We start from the raw sequence: 19,017 nt of genomic DNA on the forward strand, positions 1-19,017 counted from the left end.
CGCACCCTCGGCAGGAGCGGGCCTCTCCGGAAGCCGCCCCGAACGCCTCCCGCCGGCGACGCGGCGGGGCCGGGAGACATCAGCTCAGGCCGAGAACGCGCAGCTCCGACAGGGCGGCGCGCACGGGGGTGAAGGCGGCCACCGTCTCCAGGCCGGCATAGCGCACGCCGTTGGCCTCGGCCGGCGACATGGAGAGCATGCGGCTGAGCGCGGCTTCCACCGCCGCGGGGTCGGTGGTGTCGGCGAGGAAGGCGTTGACGCCGTCGGCGATGAAGTCGCCGGCACCGCCCAGGGCGGGGGCGAGCGGGATGCAGCCGCAGGCCATGGCCTCGGCGGCGGTGCGGCCGAACGCCTGGTAATCGGACAGGTCGAGGAAGACGTCGGCGTCGCCGAGCAGCGCCGCGACCTCCTGCTGCTTCAGCTTGCCGAGCAGTTCCACGCCCGCCGGCACCGCCAGGCCGGCGGCGGCGAGGTCGTCCGCCCCGGCCCCGAACGCCTTCACCTCGACCGGCCCGAACGCGCCGGCCGCGGCCCGCGCCAGCACCGCCAGGGTGCGGCGCGGCGCCCGGCGCGGGGTGGAGGGGCGCACCATGGCGCACAGCACCGGGCGAGTGCGGGCGGCGCGGGCACGGGGCCGGTACAGGCCATGGTCGATGCTGGGCACCACCAGCCCCACCTCGTGGTCGTGGGTGGCGCGCACCAGGTCGCACAGCCAGCGCGTCTTGGCGAAATAGGTGCACTGGGGCAGCACCGAGAAGCTGGTCAGGGCGAGCCGGTAGTCGAGGGACTGGGCATCGTAGAACAGCGGCTCGTAATCCTGCACGTAATAGGCGGTGCGGAAGCTGGCGCGGGTCTCCCGCATGGCCTCGGCCAGGGTGTGGGTGGAGGTGTTGGTGGTGGCCACCACCACCTCGGCCCGCGCCGCCAGGGCGCCCAGCTCGCGGGCGTTCTGGAACGGCAGGACGTGGCTCCCCACCCACGCGAACCGGTCGTAGGTGTCGAGGAAAGCCTCGATGTTGCGGGAATTGACGAACACCGTCACCTCGGCCCCGAGGTCCCGCAGGGCATCGGCCTCCTGCATCACCGAATGGGCGCCGCCGCTGCCGCCGGGAACGGGCAATACGAACGCGATCTTCGCCATTACTGTCGCAGCTCCGCTTCCAGCTCCGCCGGCAACCCCGCCAGGTCGAGGCGCAGGGCGGCCATCACCGGGTCGCTCCGCATGACCTCCTCGAGGGCCGCGATGTTCACGCCCGGATGCTTGTTCTTGAGCTCGAATCCGCCCTGGCGGGTCAGGCCGGCGCGGGTGGCGGACCCGAAGCTCACGCTTTTCTCGTGGTAGACGAAGCAGTCGTCCGCCACCACGGCCTTGAAGCCGGCGGCACGGGCGCGCAGGCACAGGTCGGTTTCCTCGCCATAGCCGAGCGGGAAGGCATCCTCGTCGAGATCGCCGCAGCGCTCGAACACGGCGCGGGAAAACAGGGTGCAGAAGCCGTTGAGCAGGGGAAACAGCGGGTAGCCCCGCCGCGACACCGCCGCGAGCCGCGCCTGGACCTGCTCCACCTGGTCCGGGCCGATGAAGTCGTTCTGCGACCAGCGCCCGTCCATGGTCTTCACCTGTGGCACCGACTGCCAGGAGGCCGCGTTCGAGAGCGGCCCGGCCAGTCCGGCGCCGGGCACCGCCGCCAGCGCCCGGTGCAGCCGCCCCAGCCAGCCGGAGGACACCACGGTGTCGCTGTTGAGAATGACCACCCAGGGCGCGCGGGTCAGCCGCAGCCCCTCGTTCACCGACTTGGTGTAGCCCCGGTTGGCGGCGCGACGGTGCAGGTGGAAGCGCCCGTCGCCCGCCACCAGCTGCTCCAGCAGCCGGGTGGTGTAGGCCCGGCTGCCGTCGTCCACGACCTGCACCCGGAACGGGGTATCGGTGGCCGCCTGCAGCGCCTTCAGGCACCTCAGCACGGTCTCGGCGCCGTTGTAGACGGGCACGATGATGTCGGTGAGGCCGGCATCGCCGGCCGGCATGGCCGGCGGCGGCTCCGGCGGCCGCGCGCAGGCGGCGAAGGTGGCGGCCAGCCGGCCGTCCTCGAAGCCGCCGCCGGCCGGCTCCGCCGCCGGCACCACCGGGCAGACCTCGAGACCGGGAACCCCGGCCACCGACAGGCCCAGCCACAGCCGGCCCTCGGCCGCCAGCGCCCGTTCCTCGTCCTCCAGGACCGGCTGGAAGGCGATGGCGCAGAACGGCCGGGTCACCCGCGTGAGACGCAGCCGACGCAGCGTCTGGAAACCCTGGCCATCGCGGCGGCTCAGGAAGACGTCGGCCGGCACGAAGGTGATGTTCGAGCTGGCGCGGGTGAGGCGGACCCACAACTTGCAGGCGGTGGTCGCCGCCAGTCCGGCGGCGGCGGCGGGCAGGCGCTGCAGCACCGTCCAGTCGGCGGCGGCCTCGGCCTCGACGCGCACCGCCCAGCCCGGGCCGGGAGGGCCGGCCAGATCGCCGGCGGCCGGCCCCTCCGCGCGCGCGAACCAGGGCCGCACCGCCTGGGGGTCGGCCAGGACATGGACATCCTCGGTCAGCGGATTGATGCGCGCCTCCAGCGGCCCGGCCAGGCCCAGCGGCCAGCCGCGCGGCGCCGCGCCCCAGTCCGGCCCGGAGGCGCCGGCCACGGGGGCCAGATCTCGAAGCGCGTCCCGGGGCAGCTCCGCCGGTCCGGCCAGCGCCGTGCCGCGCGCCAGCTCGATCACCCGCAGGGCGCCGCCAGCGGCCCAGATCGGGGCCGGCAGCTGCCACAGGAAGCCCCGCGCCCCGGCCGGAGCGCCGGCGGGCGGGGCGGCATCGGCCACCACCACCTTGGCGAGCTGGCCGCCGCAGATCACCGCCAGCGCCAGCGCCTCGGCCGCATCCGCGTCGTCGCGGACCCAGCCGGACAGGCGGCGGTCCGCCGCGTCCAGGACATAGGCCCCGGCGTCCGCCAGGGCGGCCCGGGGGCTGGCGGTCTCGGGCGCCACCGGCCCTCCCTCGGCGCGCATCACGCCCTCCCTGCAATGGAAAGGCCGGGCCCGGCGCGGCGCGGGGAAGAGCCCTGGCGCAGCACCGCCAGGGCGGCCGGATCGAGCCCCTCGGGTCCCGGCACCCCGGCCACCGGCGCGCCGGGCAGGGGAGCCACCGGCCAGGGCGCGCGCAGCGTCGCCGCCGCGCCGGCGGCGAGCCGCAGCACCAGCCAGGCGGTCCCGGCGGCCACCGCCGCCGCCTCATGGGGCGTGGGCACAAGATCGAACAGCAGGATCTCGCGGCGGCGCCCGGCGGCCAGCTCCGCCACCCGCCGCGTGGCCGTGGGACTGACGGCGGCCGCGGCGGCGCCAAGGCCCAGTCCCACCTCGATGGTGACGTCCGCGCCGGCGGCGGCCAGCGCCTCCAGGGACAGGCGCAGCCCCGCCGCCGTCCCGGCGTCGCCCCGCAGGCGCAGGCCCAGCTCTGCGGCGCCGTCCCGGGCGGCCAGGGTGATGTCATGGCTCGGCGGACCGCCGGCCTGGAAGAAGGACAGCGCGCCGATGCGGTAGTCCACGGCGCCGTCGCCGGTGGCCGGACGCAGGAACAGGGTCGGCAGCAGCAGGCCCGGCGCCTCCAGCCGGCCGGCTGCGGCCGCCGTCCAGGCCCGCAGGGCGCCGCCCGCGAACAGCTCCGGCGCCCGGACCGGTGGTGGCGGCGGCGGCGGCGCGGCGGCGGCCAGCAGGTCGGCCACCTTGCGGTCCTCGGGCCGGGCCGCGCTCACCTGCGCCAAGTGCCGCCGCGCCGGCCCCGTCTGGCCGAGCTCCAGATAGATGCGGCCCAGCAGCAGATGGGCGTCCACGTCGTCGTCCCGGGCGTCGAGCAGCGCGCGGGCCAGGGGGATCGCCTCCCAGGGCCGGCCCATGTCCCTGAGCGCCTGACCCCGGCGCAGCACCGCCTCGCGATAGGCGCTCGCCGTGGGCGCGATCTGCTCCCACAGGGCCAGCGCCTCGTCGCGGCGGCCCTCGGCCAGGGCGAGGCGCGCCATGAGGTTGATGGCCGCGCCATGGGCCGGATCGAGCCCGCGCACCCGCGCGGCAAGAGCCTGCGCGGCCGCGCTGTCGCCCGCCTGGGCGGCGAGCCGGGCCCGCTGCCACAGCGCCTCCACATGGTCGGGCGACCAGTGCAGCGCCCGGTCGAGGGCCGCGAAGGCACTGCCCAGGCCGCCCGAGCGCTCGCTCTGGCGGGCGATGTTCAGCAGGCCCCAGACGATGTCGTCGGCGCTCACCAGGGCGCTGCCGATGAACTCGCCCTCGGCGGTGCGCACCGGCAGCCGCTCGCCCGGCTGCAGCTCCGCCCACAGCCCGGCCGGAACCGGCAGCTCGAAGCCGCAGGCCAGGCCGCCCGCCTCGGGGTCGCTCACCGGCTGGTCGGCCATGGCGCTGGCGATCACGGCGTCGCCCCGCTGCAGGCGCACCTCGACCGTGCGCCGCGGGTCGAAGGGATAGCCGGCCCAGCCGTGGCAGCGGCCGCGCCGCAGCTTCTCGACCTGGGCTTCCAGCAGGGTGGCGCGGAGCGGGAAGGTCATGCGCCGCTCGTGCAGCGTCGCCGCTGCCCCGTGGTCGTCCAGCACCTGCAGCACGACCGTGCGCACCACCTCCTTGTCCTTGGGAAACAGGGACAAGGGCAAGACATGGCGCACGCCGTGGGGACCGCCGGGAAAACCGGCCTTGGCGTCGGCGCTGATCTGGGCCTGGGCCGGCAGCGGCGCGGAGGCGGCGCCGTCGACGCCGACCACGACCTGCAACGGCACGCCGGGCCGGGCCGGGTCCCAGGCCCAGGCGCGCAGGACCCGGTTCTTCAGGCTGACGATACGACCTCGCATGGCGGCCTCTATGGGGCGTGGCGCCTTGCCGTGGCAAGGCTTAATTGTGGCGGGGGACCGCCACCGGCGGCGCGTCCGCCTCGGCGTCGGCACCCGGTTCCGCGCGCGGCTCGGAAGCAGGCTCCGACGCCGGCTGATGGTCCGGAGCGGCCGGGAGCGGGAGGGCCGCCTCGGGGGCGTGGACCGGGACCTCGTCGGCCTCCAGGCCCGGCTCCGGCGCCTCAAGCTCCGGCGCTTCCTCCTCGGCCGGGTCGGGCGCCTCGGCCGGCGCGCTCCCGCGCCCCGCCGTCATGGTCAGCGGAATGAAGGCGAGGTCGGAGATCAGGTAGGGGGCGGCGCGCGGCTCGATCAGGAGGCTCGCGGTCGCGTTCTCGTTCACCCCCGACAGGATGAACATCAGCAGGTTGTCGCCGACCGCCACCGGCAGGCGCAGGCGGCGGTTGCGCGGGCCGCTGGCATAAGAGAGGCCGAGCGGCGGCAGGGCCTCCTCGCCGCCGGCCGCCTCCACCGTGACCGACAGCACCACGATCCAGTTGGAGGCCGGCGCCGCCGGCAGCGTCAGGCTGATCCGGGCCGGGGTATTCTTGGTCCGCCCCACCTCGATCACATCCTCGCCGAGCCGGACGAACTTGGCCGTCGGCGGCGCCACGTCGAGGTCGGACAGGGTGAGCCCGGACCCCCGGATGGCCGAGAGCTCGCGCTGGAGATGGGCGGTGCGGGCCTGCACCAGATCGAGGGCATGGCGGGCCTGCGCCGCCTCGGCCGCCCGGTCGGCCAGCTCCTGCTGGCTGGCCTTGAAGCTCGCCTCCTGCTGGCGGCACAGATCGGCGATGACCTGGCCCATGACGTCGAGGGTCTGCTCGCGGCGCCGGCCGGCCTCGAGCGCCCGCCGCACCTGCCCCGACAGGCCGGCGATGGCGGCGCCGTGGGTCCGCAACTGGGCCTGGATGGGGGAATCGCCCGCCGCCGGCACCGCCGCCACGGGCCCGGCCGGCCGCACCGCGAGCCCGCCGTCGTGCCACTGATAGCCGCACGCCCGCAGCGCATCGGCGGCGACCAGGACGATGGCGCTCACCTGGGCATCGGACAAGGCGAAGCCGGTCTGCTCCGCCCGCACGCTCGCCGCCGGCAGCAGCAGCGCGTCGGTGGCCTCCGGCAGCGGCGCGCCGCCGATGGCGCAGGCCGCCACATGCGCCGCCCAGGCCTCGGGCGCGGCGGCGAACCGCTCCAGCTGGAGCAGCGGCAGGCCACTGGCCAGCAGGGCCCGCGCATGCCGGGCCCACAGGCCGGCGACAAGGGCCGCGAAAGCGGTGTCGTCGGGGCCGGTGTCGTCGAGCGCCAGCCCATCGGACACCATGCCCTCGGCCCCCGGTTCGTGGCCCTCCTCCGATCCGGACAGGATCGCGGCGAGGGCTCGAAGCAAGGTTCCGCGCGCCCGCGCCTGCGCGGGGCCGGCCGCGCCGAGGCCGGCGGACAGCTCAGCCAGCACATGGAAGGGGTTGCGCACCAGCGCCAGCCCGCCGCCGACGCCCGGCCGCCACGTCAGGGCGACACGCCGGCCCCCCCGCTCCTCCTGCTCCGGCCGATCCGCCGTCGCGGCCCCGTCCGGGTGCGCCCCGGTCTCCTCCGGCCGGTCCGCCGGGTCCGGAGCGCCCGGCCACGGCGCGGGCGGGGCCACGCACAGGCCCGGCCGCGCCGCCAGCTCCGCCAGCAGATGGTCGCCACCGCCACCGGGAAAAGCCGAGATCAGGAACGGGGAGGCGCCGGCATCGGAGGCACCGCGCCCGCCATCGGGCGTTTCATCGAAAAGGCTCATGTCGCGTGCCGGTCCGTCCCGGAAACAAGGGTGGCGCGAGGGCGCCAAGGCCCGGCGCCGGGGCGGGAGACGCCGGACGCCCCAGCCGGGCGGGTGGTCCGCCGGCGCTCCCGCTCAGTCCGGGTCCATATCACATGCCGCTCCGGCATTGTCGACGGACGCCGCCGGCGCGGCGTGGCCGAGCAGCCGCCGCCAGACGGCGCTGGCCGCCTCCAGCGCTCCCAGCCGCCGGGCCCGCGCCAGGCCCGCCTCGGCCAGGGCGGCGATCCGCCCGGGCGCGGTGACCAGATCGTCGAGGGCCTGTTCCCAGCAGGCCGGATCGTTGTCCACCAGCAGCCCGTCCACGCCGTCGCGCACCAGGGTGTCGAACGGCATCACCCGGGAGAAGACCCCGGCGGCGCCCAGCGAGGCGGCATCGAGGACCTTCAGGATGGACTTGCCCCGGTTGAACGGGGTGTCGAGCATGGGCGCCAGGGCGATGTGGGCCGGAGTGGCGGCCACGAACGCCACATAGTCGCTCCACGGCAGCGGCTTCATGACCTCCACCCGGGGATGGCCCCGCAGCGGGGCCGGCAGCGTGCGGCGGCCGAACAGCGAGCAGTGCACATGCGGGTGCCGCTCCAGAATGCGGCCGAGGCTGGGAAACAGGAACTCGATGTCCTCGTGATGGCTCTCCGTGCCCTGGTAGGTCAGGCGGACGATGCCCGGCTCACGCAGGTGATCGAGGGTGCGCGGCGGGCGCACGAATGGCGGCGCCATGACCTCGGTCTTGGGGCTGGCGTAGCGCGCCAGCAGGCCCGGCGCGGTGATGAGCAGCCGGTCGCAGCGGCGCAGCAGCGGCGCCACGTCCGAATGCAGCAGCTCCATCATGCGGCGCCGGAAGTCGTGGGACATGCCGGGGGAATCCGCCGCCGCCGCAATGTCGTCGTCGATCAGGTAGATGACGAAGGCCGGGCTGCGCGCGAGCCGGTCGATCCACGCCGGGCTGGCTTGACGCGAGACGATCACCACCGTGTCGGCGGACAACGGCGGCGGCGCCTCCGGCCCGTCGCCGATCGTCACCACCTCCAGCTCCAGCCCCAGCTCGCGCAGCACCGGCGGCACCGGATGGAGCACATACAGGTCGTCGGTGGGAAAGGCGCCGGGGCGGACCAGCACCACCCGGTCGATGACGGCCGGCGGCGGCCGCAGGTCGCAGGCCGGAACCGGCAGCACCGAAGGCGGCGGCAGGTCGCCGGCCAGCGGCCGCGCCGGCGGCCTCAGGCCCTGGCCGTGCTCCTTCAGCGCCCGGCCGGCCGCGCGGTCGGCAAGGCCGCTCCACGACGTGTCGGCAGGCTCGATCCGGGTGACATCGCCCAGCGGCAGGTCCTCCACCGCCAGGCCCCGCCGCACCACCAGCGCCCATTCGCCCGCCACGGGCTGCAGGCGCAGCGGGTGAACCGTCTCGGCCGCGCCGGCCGCATGCTCCAGCCGCAGCATCCGGCCCGCCCGCCGGGCCCGCCGCAGCGCCTCGCCCGGCGCGGCGCGGCGCGGCGCCAGGCTGCGGGCCGCGCCCAGCCCGTCCCCATCCTCGATCGCCAGCAGGTCCACCTCGGCCGGCAGCCGCCCCCGCCACGGCCGGGCCGCGCCAGGGTCTTGTGTACCAAGGTCTTGCGTACCAAAGTCTTGCGTCTCCAAGGCGGGCGTCACCGCCTCGGCCGGCCGGCCGTTCAGGATGATATTCCGGGCGCCGGGCGCCGGCGCGCCGGGACCGGAAAGCGCCACCTCGGTGCCGACGGCGGAAATCCAGGCGTCGATCTCCGTCCCGTCTTCGTCCGCCGCCGGTGGGCCATCGCCGGGCGCCGGCCAGAGCCCGCACAGATGAGCGTCCCGCCGCCTGTGGTCGGGAAAGCGTGCCCACAAATGGACGCCGGCATGGGCCGGGCCGGTCAACCCGGCCTCGAACCCGCCTTCCGCGTCCAGGGGCACGGGCGCGCCGACGCCGGCCTGCCATGCCTCCAGGATCACCCCCTCCAGCTCCCGCGGATGGCCCGGCGCCACAATCCGGCCGCGCAGCACCCGCCGTCCGTCGTCCGCCCCATGGATGGCGGCGTCCACCACCACCGGCAGGATGCGCGGCGCCGCCGGCACGTGCCGGGGCTGCCAGGCCAGCGTCCCGCCCAGATCCACCCGTTCGCCCCAGGCGGTCTCGCCGACCACGCGCAGGGCCAGCCGGCAGCCCTCGGCGCGCACGTCCACGCGGCCGCTCACGGTCCGGCCCGGGCCCGGGCAGGCAGGGCCGAGGTCGAGCGGCTGCGGCGGGCCGTCGTTGACCGCCACGGCGACCCGGCTGAGGCCGCCGCCGCCCAGCAGCGTGCCGGCGATCTCCAGGCTGCCCCCCGGCACCATGGCGCCGTCGCGCGGCAGCGCCAGCGCCAGCGCCGGGCCGGAGCGGGCGCGGGGAGCCGGGGCCGCCGCCGCCAGCAGGGCGCCGGCCTCGGCCGGCAGGCGGCGGCCGTCGAACACCAGGCGCGGCCCGTCCGCCCCAGCGGCGAGGAGGGCGGCCCAGCGGGCCCGGCTCCCGGCCCCGAGGTCGGCCGCCGCCGCCGTCGCGGCATCGTCGTCGGCACCATCGGCCGCCGTGGCGACGACGAGGTCCGGCCGGAGCCGGGCGACCAGCGCCCTGGCGCGCGCCTGGCGGAACGCCGTGAGCGCCAGGGCCGGGTCCCCGGCCGCGCCGTCCTGGCGGACGGGGACGCCAAGACCGGGCAGGCGCACCACGCCGCGCTCGTCCGCGGCGGGCGTGCCCAGGCGGTCGACGCCGACGCACACCACCTGTGCGCCGGCGGCGGCGAGGCCACGGGCGAGCGCGTTGGCGCCGCGGGTCAATCCGTCATCGCCGGCCAGGTCGAGAAACAGGAACCGCATGGATCATCCATCGCTTTCGGCTTGAAACCGGCGCGGGCCCCGCCGGCAGGGCCCGGCGCAAGGCTATAGCATGCCGGCCCTGCGTCACATGGCGGCCGGGTCTTCCGGCCCCGCCGGACCATGGTCCGGCACGCCGGCTCCCTGCCACCCGAACCATTGACATTCGGTCTCTTCCACTCTTAATCCGGACCGCGTCGACGTGGGGCTGAGCGCATCAGCGATACGTGCGGGACAGGGATGCACGATGCTTTTGACAACGCAGTCGATCTTCGCTCTGGTCCCGCAGAGCAAGAAAAGCCTCGTTACTGAAAGCATCGACCCCGCCCACGTCGCCTATATTTCCCGCAAGCTCTTTCCCCGCATGGACCGGCGCGGCCCCGGCCGCTACGACTTCGCCGACGTGGCCAGCCCCGCCCTGACCGCCCTGTGGGACGGCTTCGAGGCGAGCTATCAGGCCGCTCCGCGCTTCGAGGAGTTCTGGACCGCCGAGCTCGAGGACGTGGTGGTGCATCCCCCGTTCGGCCTGGTCACCATCGGCGACGTGATCGTGCGCGAGACGGTCCGGGATTCCGCCGTGCTCGCCGGCACCTTTCCCGGGCTCGACCCCCAGCTCTGCCGCCAGCTGCTCGCCGGCCGCGCCCCGCGCCTGGAGGTGCCCGACTTCGAGGTCGGCCAGAGCCTCGACGAGCCGGCGTTCCAGCTCGGCACCGGCCTGGCCGAGAACTATTTCAACTGGTCACTGCGCTACCTGTCGAAGGTGGCGATCTTCCAGCGCGTGCTCAAGCAGCGCCCCGGACTGCGCCTGCTGGCGCCGGCGCCCAAGCAGGGCTTCATTCCCCGCAGCCTGGAGTTCTTCCGGGTGGCCCAGGACGACGTGCGCTGGCTCACCGCGCGTACCCGCATGCGCCGGCTGACCCTGTCGGCGCCCAGCGCCATCGGCCGCTACAATCTGTCGCCCATGCTGCCGCGCGCCCTGCGCCAGCACGAGGCGGTGACCCAGGTCTGGCGCGAGGACCGCGCCCTGCTCTACGTGCCCCGCGGCACCGTGCGCATGCGCCGGGTGGTGAACGAGCCGGAGGTGATCGCCCACCTGCGCAAGCGCGGCTTCCGCATCTTCGACGCCGGCGCCCATCCCATCGGCGAGCAGGTGCGGGCCTTCAAGAACGCCGCCATGGTGATCGGCCCCCACGGCGCGGCGCTGACCAACATCGTCTACTGCGCCCGCGGCACCCCGGTCATCGAGGTCGTGCCCGAGGGCTACGACCAGTCCCCCACCTCCTATCGCAGCCTCTCGGACATGTTCGACCTGCCCTACGCGCACATGGTGGGGCGGGAGAACCCGCAGGGCGTGCGCAGGAACCGCTGCAACAGCGACTTCTTCATCTCGATACCCCATCTCGACCGCCTCATCGACGACTTCATGCCCCGCCGCTGAGGCGACCCCCGCCACCCGCCCCGGCGGATGGCCAAACTGCAACCCGCGTCTGAGCTTCCAAGGGCCTAGCCACTCCGGCGTCGGGGACCTAGGGACGGACGACGCGCACTGTTAGGACGAGCATCGACATGCGGATAGCGATCGCGGGACTGGGATATGTGGGGCTGTCGAATGCGGTCCTGCTGGCGCAGAAGCACAAGGTGACGGCGCTCGACGTGGACCCGGCGCGGGTGGAGGCCATCAACGCGCGGCGCTCGCCCATCGTCGATCCCGACATCGAGCATTATCTGGCGGAACAGCCGCTCGACCTCACCGCCACCCTGAGCCCGGAGGAGGCGTTCGCCGGCGCCGCGTTCGTGATCGTCTCCACCCCCACCAATTACGACGTCCAGACCAGCCACTTCGACACCCAGTCGGTGGAGAAGGTGATCGGCGAGGCGCTCCGCATCAATCCCGACGCCACCATCATCATCAAGTCGACGATCCCGGTGGGCTTCGTGCAGTACCTGCGCACCGCGCTCGGCCGCGACAACATCATTTTCTCCCCGGAATTCCTGCGCGAGGGCAAGGCGCTCCACGACAACCTCTATCCCTCGCGCATCATCGTCGGCGACCATACCGAGGCCGCCCACGCCTTCGCCGGCCTGCTCCAGGGCTGCGCCATCCGCCAGGACGTGCCGGTGCTGTTCACTGGACCCGGCGAGGCCGAGGCCATCAAGCTGTTCGCCAACACCTACCTCGCCATGCGGGTGGCCTTCTTCAACGAGCTCGACAGCTACGCCCTGGCCTCCGGCCTCGACACCCGCGAGATCATCGACGGTGTGAGCCTCGACCCGCGCATCGGCGGCCATTACAACAATCCCTCCTTCGGCTACGGCGGCTACTGCCTGCCCAAGGACACAAGGCAATTGCTGGCCAACTATTCCACCGTGCCGCAGAACCTGATCCGCGCCATCGTCGACGCCAACTCCACCCGCAAGGACTTCATCACCGAGCGGGTGCTGGCGCGGGCGCCGCGGCACGTGGGCATCTACCGGCTGACTATGAAGGCCGGATCGGACAATTTCCGCGACAGCTCCATCCAGGGCATCATGAAGCGGATCAAGGCCAAGGGCATTCCCGTCACCGTCTACGAGCCGCAGATGAAGGACACCCAGTTCTTCAACTCGCCGGTGGAACGCGACCTCGCCGCCTTCAAGTCGAAGGTGGACATCATCGTCGCCAACCGCTGCACCGAAGAGCTCGCCGACGTCGCCCACAAGGTCTTCACCCGCGACCTGTTCGGATCGGACTGAGGCCGCGTCAGGGACGGCGGGAGCAGCGACGGCGGGCCCCGCGGCGCCCGCCGCGATCCGCCCACTGTGAAGGGCCCGTCATCTCCCGGCCCGTTCTTGAATTCGCCCGGTCGATCCCTATGCCGGAACGAACTACCCGCGGCCATTGCACCGATAAACCTCGGCTATCCACGGGCTAAACTCGCCTTTTTCCTGAAAACTCTACGCACATGCCCTAAGGGCGAATGCCGGTTGCAACGCGGGATCGGCATCCTGTAAAATGGCATCAGGTATCCGAACGTGCCGGAGGCTCTCTCGCGCCATGCTGATCTTCGACGGAGCAGACATCGTTGTTCGCCAAAGGCTTGAGCCGGAGTCGGATTTACTCGTTTTCTGCTTCTCGCCCCGCAACGGATCCAAGCGCAACCTGACCAAGCCCGGGGACCAGATCGTGGGGTCGGGCGAGCCGTTCTTCGTCAAGCGGCAGATTCCCGCCATCCTGTTCACCGCCCGCTGGAACCACTGGTGGCAGACCCCCGAGATGGACGAGGCGATCCGGCTGCTGGAGGAGCAGGGGATCTTCGAGCGCTACCGCACCATCGTCACCTACGGCATGAGCATGGGCGGCTACGGCGCGCTGATGTATTCCAACCGCCTCCACGCGAAGCGGGTGATCGCCGTGGCGCCGCAATACTCGCTGGATGCCAAGCGCGTGCCCGGCGAGCGCCGCTGGGGCGAGGACCGCAAGCAGTACCGCAACCACTATGATGACATGTCCGAGGGCCTGATCCCCTCCGGCCAAGTCACCGTGCTGTACGACCCCCTGTACAAGGCGGACCGGGTCCACGCCGGCCTCATCGCCGGACATCGCCCGGTGGACCATGTGATGGTCCCGTTCGCGGTGCACCGGGTCGGCCGGATGCTGGAGGACATGGGCATCCTGTCGTCGGTGATCGACCGCAGCCTGCGCACCGGGCTCGATCCGGTGACCTTCCGCTCTGAGGTGCGCGCCCACCGGCGGGCGGCGCCGCTCTATCTGTCGTCCCTGTCGCGGCTGCTGTTCAAGCGCGGCCGCCGGGCCGCCGCGCTCGGGCTCGGCCAGAAGGCCATCACCCTCCTGGACCAGCAGCTCCAGGCCCAGCCCAAGCGGCTGGAAAGCGCCAACCGGGCGTCGGTGACGGCCGGCATCGTCACCACCCATGCCGGACTGCTGGCGGAGGATCGCCAGCTCAAGGCCGCGATCGCCCTCCTGGACAGCTGGATCCCCCATTTCGACGGCCTCCATCGCAAGATGCGCCTCGACCTCGTCACCGCCCGGCGCAAGCTGGTGGTCCAGATCAAGGCCGCGAGCGAAGCCAGGGCAGCGGCACGGGCCAAGGCAAGCGCCGAAGCGAGCGCCGCGGCAGGCTCCAAGGACCGCGCGCCGGCCGAACCCGCCCCGGAGCTGGCGGCGACCCGAAAGACGCAGGCTCGGAAGACCCAGGCCCGGAAGGCCAAGGCGGCCGCGCCGGCCAAGCCGGCGGCCCGGCGGGTCGATGTCCACGCCCTCGCCACCCGCATCGCCGAGACCAGCCAGGCGCCGACCCTGGCGGCGGTGGATGCCCTGGAGGCCGCCCATCGCCCGGACATCCTGGCGCGGGAGCGGTTCGCGATCCGGTTCGCCAAGATCCTGTACGACCTCGGCCAGTTCGAGCGCGCCGTGGACTATCTCGCCCATGCCGCGATCACCCCCGGAGAGCCCCGGAGCGGAAGCCCACGGGCCGATCTGGCGGAACGGCGGGTGCTGATGGCGCTGCGCTGCGGCCGGCCGCACCTGGCGGCGGCGCTCGCCTCCACCCTGTTGAAGGATGAGGCCGACGCGCGCCTGCGCAAGGCTCTGTTCGCCCGGATCGGCCAGGACATGGTGATCTCGGTGGAAGACGCCCTCGCCCTTCCGCCCGAGCCTGTCGCCCCGCCCCGGACGGCCGCGAAGCCCGCCCCCAAGGACCCGGCCCAGACCGGCGCTTCCAGCACCGCCGAGGACGCGGCCGGCGCGCCTCGCCCGGCAGCCCTGGCGGACCGGCGGAACGCGGGCAAGCCCGCCGCCGAGTTCGTGCCCGCGGTCGCGTCCTGATCCACCCGCCGCTCCGACGGGCGGCCTGATCCCGGGTCGCGTGCAGAAAACGCGCGCGCCCACGGAACCTGGACGCCGCGGACCACGGCTGACGGGCGCCGTCCCACACACCGCGGGCACGCCGGCGGCGGCCGTTCCGGCCGCTGGGTCAGGTCCGTGCGGGCGGCGGGAAGCCCGGCTGGAGCGGGGCGGGAACCGGGGCCGCCGGCGGCGGCCAGCCCCGGGCGAACCGCCGTCCGTTCGGCGGTTTGGCGCCTGTTTCTGAATTTCGGCCTGTGATAGAGGAGGTCCGGGTTGCCTCCCGCTGTTGGTGTTGACGCTCCGCTGGCGGGGATTTCCTCCCAAGCCGCCGCCGCTGAGAGGCCTCCATGGGTCACGTCTTTCGCGAACCGAACCAGTGCCGCCGCGTTCCGCCGCCCGCCGCCGCCCGCGCCGCACCCGCCGGGCCATGGCGGCGCGCGCCGGCCGGCCCACGTCCCTGACCGTCCGCCGATCCCCATCCGGTGCAAGGGATAGGGAGCGGGCAGGGAACGGGCGCGCCGCCGGGCAGCCTCCCCCGCCGCCCCCGGCCCGTGTCGCGGCCGTCCCGCGCGGGCGGGGTATCGAGATGAATGGGTTTTGACCAATCAGATGCACCCATGCCATCGGCCGTGATGTCGTCCGGCCACGGGATGTGAGTGTGCAGCAGCCTCGGGAATACGCGAACATGTGGAATTCGCGGGACACAGACTCGGTCCTGTTCAACGGCGCGGACATCGTCGTCCGCCAGCACCGCAACCACCCCGGCGACACGCTCGTGATCTGCTTTTCCGGCCGCAACGGCTCCGGCAAGTGGCAGACCGCCCCGGTCGAGCAGGTCACCGGGCCGAGCGAGGCGTTTCTCGGCAAGAACAAGATCCCGGCCATCTTCTTCTACGGGCGCTGGAACCACTGGTGGCAGACGCCCGAGATGGACGAGGTGATCGACCGCCTGTGGAAGGACGGCATCCTGTCCCGCTACCGGACCGTCGTCACCTACGGCATGAGCATGGGCGGCTATGGCGCGCTGATGTTCTCCAGCCGCCTCGGCGCCCGGCGGGTGCTGGCCGGCATGCCGCAATATTCCCTCGACACCGCGCGGGTGCCCGGCGAGACGCGCTGGGCCAACGACCGGGCGCGGGTCACCTTCCGCTATGACGACATGGAGGAGGGCCTCATCAAGAGCGGCGACGTCGCCGTGTTCTTCGACCCCCTGTTCCGGCCCGACCGGACCCATGTGGACCACCTGCGCAAGCACCGGCCGATCACCGCCCTGCCGGTGCCGTTCGCCATCCACGGCCTCGGCAGCGCCCTCAACGACATGGGCATCCTGTCCTCGTCCATCGTCACCATGCTGCTCAAGGGCCCGGACCAGCCCTGGTTCCGCCGTCGCGTGCGGGCCCATCGCCACACCTCGCCGCTCTACCTGAACCGGCTCGCCCGGGCCCTGGCCAAGCGCCCCGGCCCCCGCAGCAGGGATGCCGCCATCCGCGCCGACGCCGTCGCCCTGCGTGCCCTGGAGGGGCGCATCGCCGCCACGCCCGACTATCTCGAGCGCGCTACCAATGCCATCGCCGCCACCAGCCAGATCATCAGCGCCGCCACCCTGCTGAAGACCGGCGGCCGCTTCGAGGAGGGGGTGGCGCTGATGCGCGCCTGGGCCGAGCGCCTGCCCGAAAAGCGCGTGCGGCCGCTGCTGCTGGCCATCGCCGGCCAACTGTTCACCGCCGGCGACACGGCGGGCGGCGCGGCGGCCCTGGCGCGGGTGATCACCCTGCCGGCGCCCGCCAGCCGCGACACCCTCCAGGCCATCATCCGCCTCATCGGCGAACGGGGCGGCGTCGCGGAGGCGCTCGCCTTCGATCGCCAGCACGGGCACCGCCTGCTCGGCGAGGAAGCCCTGGCGCTCCAGTTCGGCGAGCTGCTGAACCGGCTCGGCTGCCATCGCGACGCCGCCCGCCACTTCCGCCTGGCCCGCGCCAACGCGCCGGCCCTGTCCCGCGCGAACTACACCCGCCGGCGCGTGCTCGGCCTCGCCGCCGCCGGCTGGCCGGCGGAAGCCCGGGCGCTCGCCCGCGAGCTGCTGCCGGCGCCGGGCGACGCCGCCAGCCTGGCCGAGCTCGAGGCGCTGCTCGCCCAGCGCCTCGCCGACGGCCCCGCCGAGGGCGCGTTCCCGGATGCCGCGCCCCGCCGTTCCCTGACGGCAGCCCTGCGCGACCTGATGCGCGCCGGCACCCCGGACGCGTTCGACGCATTCGACGCCGCGCACGCGCCAGAGGTGCTGCGCAGCGAAACCCTGTCCGTGCGGCTCGGCCTGCTGCTGGCCGCGCGCGGCCGCACCGCCCGCGCCATCACCTACCTGCGGGACTGCGCCGGCGGCCTGGAGCGCCACCGGGTCGCCTTCGCCCAGCGCCGCATCCTGGCGCTGCTGCGCTGCCAGGCGCCCGACGCCGCCCAAGCGGTGCTGGACGCCCGCCTGAACGGCGCCGACGACGCCAAGGTCCGCGCCGACATGGCGCAGCGGATCCAGCGGTTCCGCCCACGCCCGGCGCCGCCCGTCCGCGCGGTCACCGCCCGCACGGCGCGGACGCGCCAGGCGCTCCAGGGGCACGGCCTCCTGACCCGGCTGCGGCGGCTGGCGCAGGATGCCGGTGCCAGCGCCGGCGTGGACGCCATCCGCGCCTTCGACGACCAGAACCGCGCGCGGCTGCTGCGGAGCGAGGTGCTGGCGGTGCGGTTCGGCCTGCTGGCCGCCGCCCGCGGCCTCGGCGACCGGGCGACCCTCTATCTGCTCGCCTGCGCGCCGGGACCGGAGCGCCACCGGGTCGCCTTCGCCCAGCGCCGCATCCTCGGCCTTCTCGCCCTCGGCCTGCCGGATGCGGCCCAGACGGTGCTGGAGACCCGCCTGGGCGGGGCCGACGACGACGCAGTCCGCGCCGCCATGGCGCAGCGGATCGCAGCCGCCCGAACCCATTCCGCCGGCGCCAAGGTCGCCAAGGCCAGCTCCCCCCCTGGACGGGGCCCCGGGCGGCGCAGCGGCCGGCGGAAGGCCCCCCGCGGCCAGGCCCAGCCCACGCCACAGGGCGGCGGCCTGCTGACCCAGATCCTGCGGCTGGAACAAAATCCCAGCGTCGAGACCATCGCCGCCTTCGACGACAAAAGCCGCGCGCGGGTGCTGGCGCACGAGGTGCTGTCGGTGCGGTTCGGTCTGCTGGCCGCCACCCACGGCCTCGGCGACCGGGCCGCGGTCTATCTGCGCGCATGCGCCCCGGGTCTCGACCGCCACCAGGTGGCGCTGGCGCGGCGCCGGGTGCTCGGCCTCATTGCCCTGGGCCTGCCACAGGACGCCCAGGCGGTGCTGGACGCGCGGCTGCCGCGGGAGCTGAACCCGGCGGTCCACGCCGATCTCGAGGCCCGCATCGCCCAGGCGCGGGCGGCGGACACCCGGCCGGCGCCCCCCCTGGAGGCGCTGCCGACCGCCTCCTGAGCGGCCGGCGCGTCAGCCTTCCGGCCGTGGCGCTTCAGCCCGGCCGCAATGGTACGGCCCCAAGAGAGCCGCCCTCACGAGGGGGGTACGCCCGGTGCGACCGGGGAGGGGAGGGATGTCGTCGCATCCGAGAGCCACGGCCCCGACCGCCGCGCCGCGGCGCGCGGCCGGGACCTCCCCGCACGGATCGCCCCATCCCCCCCGCCCCATTGCCGCCGCTCCACGCAGGCGACCGGCGCGGTCATGTCCCCGGTTCACAGGCCTGGGCTTCGAGGGCCGGCCGCGCACCCTGCCGGTAGGCGGCGACGATGCGTGAGACGGTGGGCGCGCTGACCCCGTAGAGCCGCGCCATCTCGGCGCCGGACTTGCGGCCCGAGACCACGGACTCGGCGATCTCGCGGCGCTGCGTGTCGCCGAGCTTGCGCCGGCGTCCGCCGATCCGGCCCTCGGCGCGCGCCAGGGCAAGCCCGGCCGAGGTCCGCTCGCGGATCATCGCGCGCTCGAACTCGGCGAAGGAACCGACCATCTGCATCATCATCCGCCCCGCGGCCGTGGTGGTGTCGATGGCCTCGGTCAGCGAGCGGAAGCCGGCGCCGGCGGTCTCGATCCGCTCCATGATGTGAAGGAGGTCCTTCAGGCTGCGCGACAGGCGGTCGAGCTTCCAGACCACGACGACATCGCCCGCGCGAAGCTGGCCGACCATCTCCTGAAGCCGGGGCCGGTCCCATCGTCCGCCGCTTGCGGCTTCCTCGAAGACGCGCCGGCATCCGGCCGCGTCGAGCGCCCGGCGCTGGGCCGCATTCGACTGCGCGTCGCCCTTCGACACGCGCGCATAGCCGATCAGGTAGGCAGGGGGGGGCATGCCGGGGCCCTTTCACAAACGGCCGTATCCGGAAGAGCGAACGGCACGACGGCGGCGCAGCGTGTTCCGTCTTTCACAAACCTCTTTCATTCGGGTGCCGAAAGGCAAGAGGTTTGTGAAGGATGGACGGTGCCCAGACGCAGACCCATGACCACAAGACAGCGCACCACGCGTCCGCGCCACCGGACGGCGAGGCGACGGTGGTCCGCCACCATGGCCTTGATGCGGGCGGCC

10 protein-coding genes are annotated in these 19,017 nt (G+C 74.0%); 4 read left to right on the top strand and 6 right to left on the bottom strand.

What is annotated here, in order from left to right; genetic code table 11:
* Positions 1–79: 79 nt before the first annotated feature.
* The 5 genes from V5F53_RS21965 to V5F53_RS21985 form a co-directional block, all read right to left on the bottom strand.
* On the bottom strand, positions 80–1,141 hold the full coding sequence (locus tag V5F53_RS21965; protein ID WP_393998716.1) for a glycosyltransferase: 1,062 nt from the start codon (positions 1,139–1,141) through the stop codon (positions 80–82).
* Positions 1,141–3,027 carry a glycosyltransferase family 2 protein gene (locus V5F53_RS21970; protein WP_393998717.1) on the bottom strand — a complete coding sequence of 629 codons (1,887 nt, stop codon included), beginning with the start codon at positions 3,025–3,027 and terminating at the stop codon, positions 1,141–1,143. The genes V5F53_RS21965 and V5F53_RS21970 overlap by 1 nt, the downstream gene beginning before the upstream one ends.
* On the bottom strand, positions 3,027–4,871 hold the full coding sequence (locus V5F53_RS21975) for a tetratricopeptide repeat protein (protein WP_393998718.1): 1,845 nt from the start codon (positions 4,869–4,871) through the stop codon (positions 3,027–3,029). Before V5F53_RS21975 ends, V5F53_RS21970 begins: the two co-directional genes overlap by 1 nt.
* A 40-nt stretch (positions 4,872–4,911) precedes the next feature.
* Positions 4,912–6,687: a hypothetical protein gene (locus V5F53_RS21980; RefSeq protein WP_393998719.1), complete on the bottom strand. Its 1,776-nt coding sequence runs from the start codon at positions 6,685–6,687 to the stop codon at positions 4,912–4,914.
* A gap of 114 nt (positions 6,688–6,801) precedes the next feature.
* On the bottom strand, positions 6,802–9,594 hold the full coding sequence (locus V5F53_RS21985) for a glycosyltransferase (RefSeq protein ID WP_509213022.1): 2,793 nt from the start codon (positions 9,592–9,594) through the stop codon (positions 6,802–6,804).
* Between the two features lie 244 nt (positions 9,595–9,838).
* Here V5F53_RS21985 and V5F53_RS21990 point away from each other — a divergent pair, with 244 nt between their 5' ends.
* From V5F53_RS21990 to V5F53_RS22005, 4 genes are all read left to right on the top strand, one after another.
* Positions 9,839–11,029 carry a glycosyltransferase family 61 protein gene (locus V5F53_RS21990; protein ID WP_393998781.1) on the top strand — a complete coding sequence of 397 codons (1,191 nt, stop codon included), beginning with the start codon at positions 9,839–9,841 and terminating at the stop codon, positions 11,027–11,029.
* Between the two features lie 128 nt (positions 11,030–11,157).
* The gene (locus V5F53_RS21995; RefSeq protein ID WP_393998780.1) at positions 11,158–12,324 is read left to right on the top strand and encodes a nucleotide sugar dehydrogenase; all 1,167 of its coding nucleotides are present in this window, start codon (positions 11,158–11,160) and stop codon (positions 12,322–12,324) included.
* Between the two features lie 301 nt (positions 12,325–12,625).
* Positions 12,626–14,416, top strand: coding sequence for an alpha/beta hydrolase family protein (locus tag V5F53_RS22000; RefSeq protein WP_393998779.1), 1,791 nt, complete (start codon positions 12,626–12,628; stop codon positions 14,414–14,416).
* A 706-nt stretch (positions 14,417–15,122) separates the two neighbouring features.
* Positions 15,123–17,921, top strand: a complete 2,799-nt coding sequence (locus V5F53_RS22005) for a hypothetical protein (RefSeq protein WP_393998778.1) — start codon at positions 15,123–15,125, stop codon at positions 17,919–17,921.
* Between the two features lie 241 nt (positions 17,922–18,162).
* Here V5F53_RS22005 and V5F53_RS22010 read toward each other — a convergent pair whose 3' ends face one another.
* Positions 18,163–18,783 (bottom strand): recombinase family protein, encoded by a 621-nt coding sequence (locus tag V5F53_RS22010; protein WP_393998777.1) that lies wholly within the window; start codon positions 18,781–18,783, stop codon positions 18,163–18,165.
* Between the last annotated feature and the right edge of the window lie 234 nt (positions 18,784–19,017).

The organism is Xanthobacter cornucopiae (assembly GCF_043195065.2).
Taxonomy (GTDB): Bacteria; Pseudomonadota; Alphaproteobacteria; order Rhizobiales; family Xanthobacteraceae; genus Xanthobacter.

What these genes read in the sequence shown, in the direction of transcription:
- V5F53_RS21965 (WP_393998716.1), bottom strand. Translation starts at nt 1,141, where the DNA reads ATGGCGAAGATCGCGTTCGTATTGCCCGTTCCCGGCGGCAGCGGCGGC.
- V5F53_RS21970 (WP_393998717.1), bottom strand. Translation starts at nt 3,027, where the DNA reads ATGCGCGCCGAGGGAGGGCCGGTGGCGCCCGAGACCGCCAGCCCCCGG.
- V5F53_RS21975 (WP_393998718.1), bottom strand. Translation starts at nt 4,871, where the DNA reads ATGCGAGGTCGTATCGTCAGCCTGAAGAACCGGGTCCTGCGCGCCTGG.
- V5F53_RS21980 (WP_393998719.1), bottom strand. Translation starts at nt 6,687, where the DNA reads ATGAGCCTTTTCGATGAAACGCCCGATGGCGGGCGCGGTGCCTCCGAT.
- V5F53_RS21985 (WP_509213022.1), bottom strand. Translation starts at nt 9,594, where the DNA reads ATGCGGTTCCTGTTTCTCGACCTGGCCGGCGATGACGGATTGACCCGC.
- V5F53_RS21990 (WP_393998781.1), top strand. Translation starts at nt 9,839, where the DNA reads ATGCTTTTGACAACGCAGTCGATCTTCGCTCTGGTCCCGCAGAGCAAG.
- V5F53_RS21995 (WP_393998780.1), top strand. Translation starts at nt 11,158, where the DNA reads ATGCGGATAGCGATCGCGGGACTGGGATATGTGGGGCTGTCGAATGCG.
- V5F53_RS22000 (WP_393998779.1), top strand. Translation starts at nt 12,626, where the DNA reads ATGCTGATCTTCGACGGAGCAGACATCGTTGTTCGCCAAAGGCTTGAG.
- V5F53_RS22005 (WP_393998778.1), top strand. Translation starts at nt 15,123, where the DNA reads ATGTGGAATTCGCGGGACACAGACTCGGTCCTGTTCAACGGCGCGGAC.
- V5F53_RS22010 (WP_393998777.1), bottom strand. Translation starts at nt 18,783, where the DNA reads ATGCCCCCCCCTGCCTACCTGATCGGCTATGCGCGCGTGTCGAAGGGC.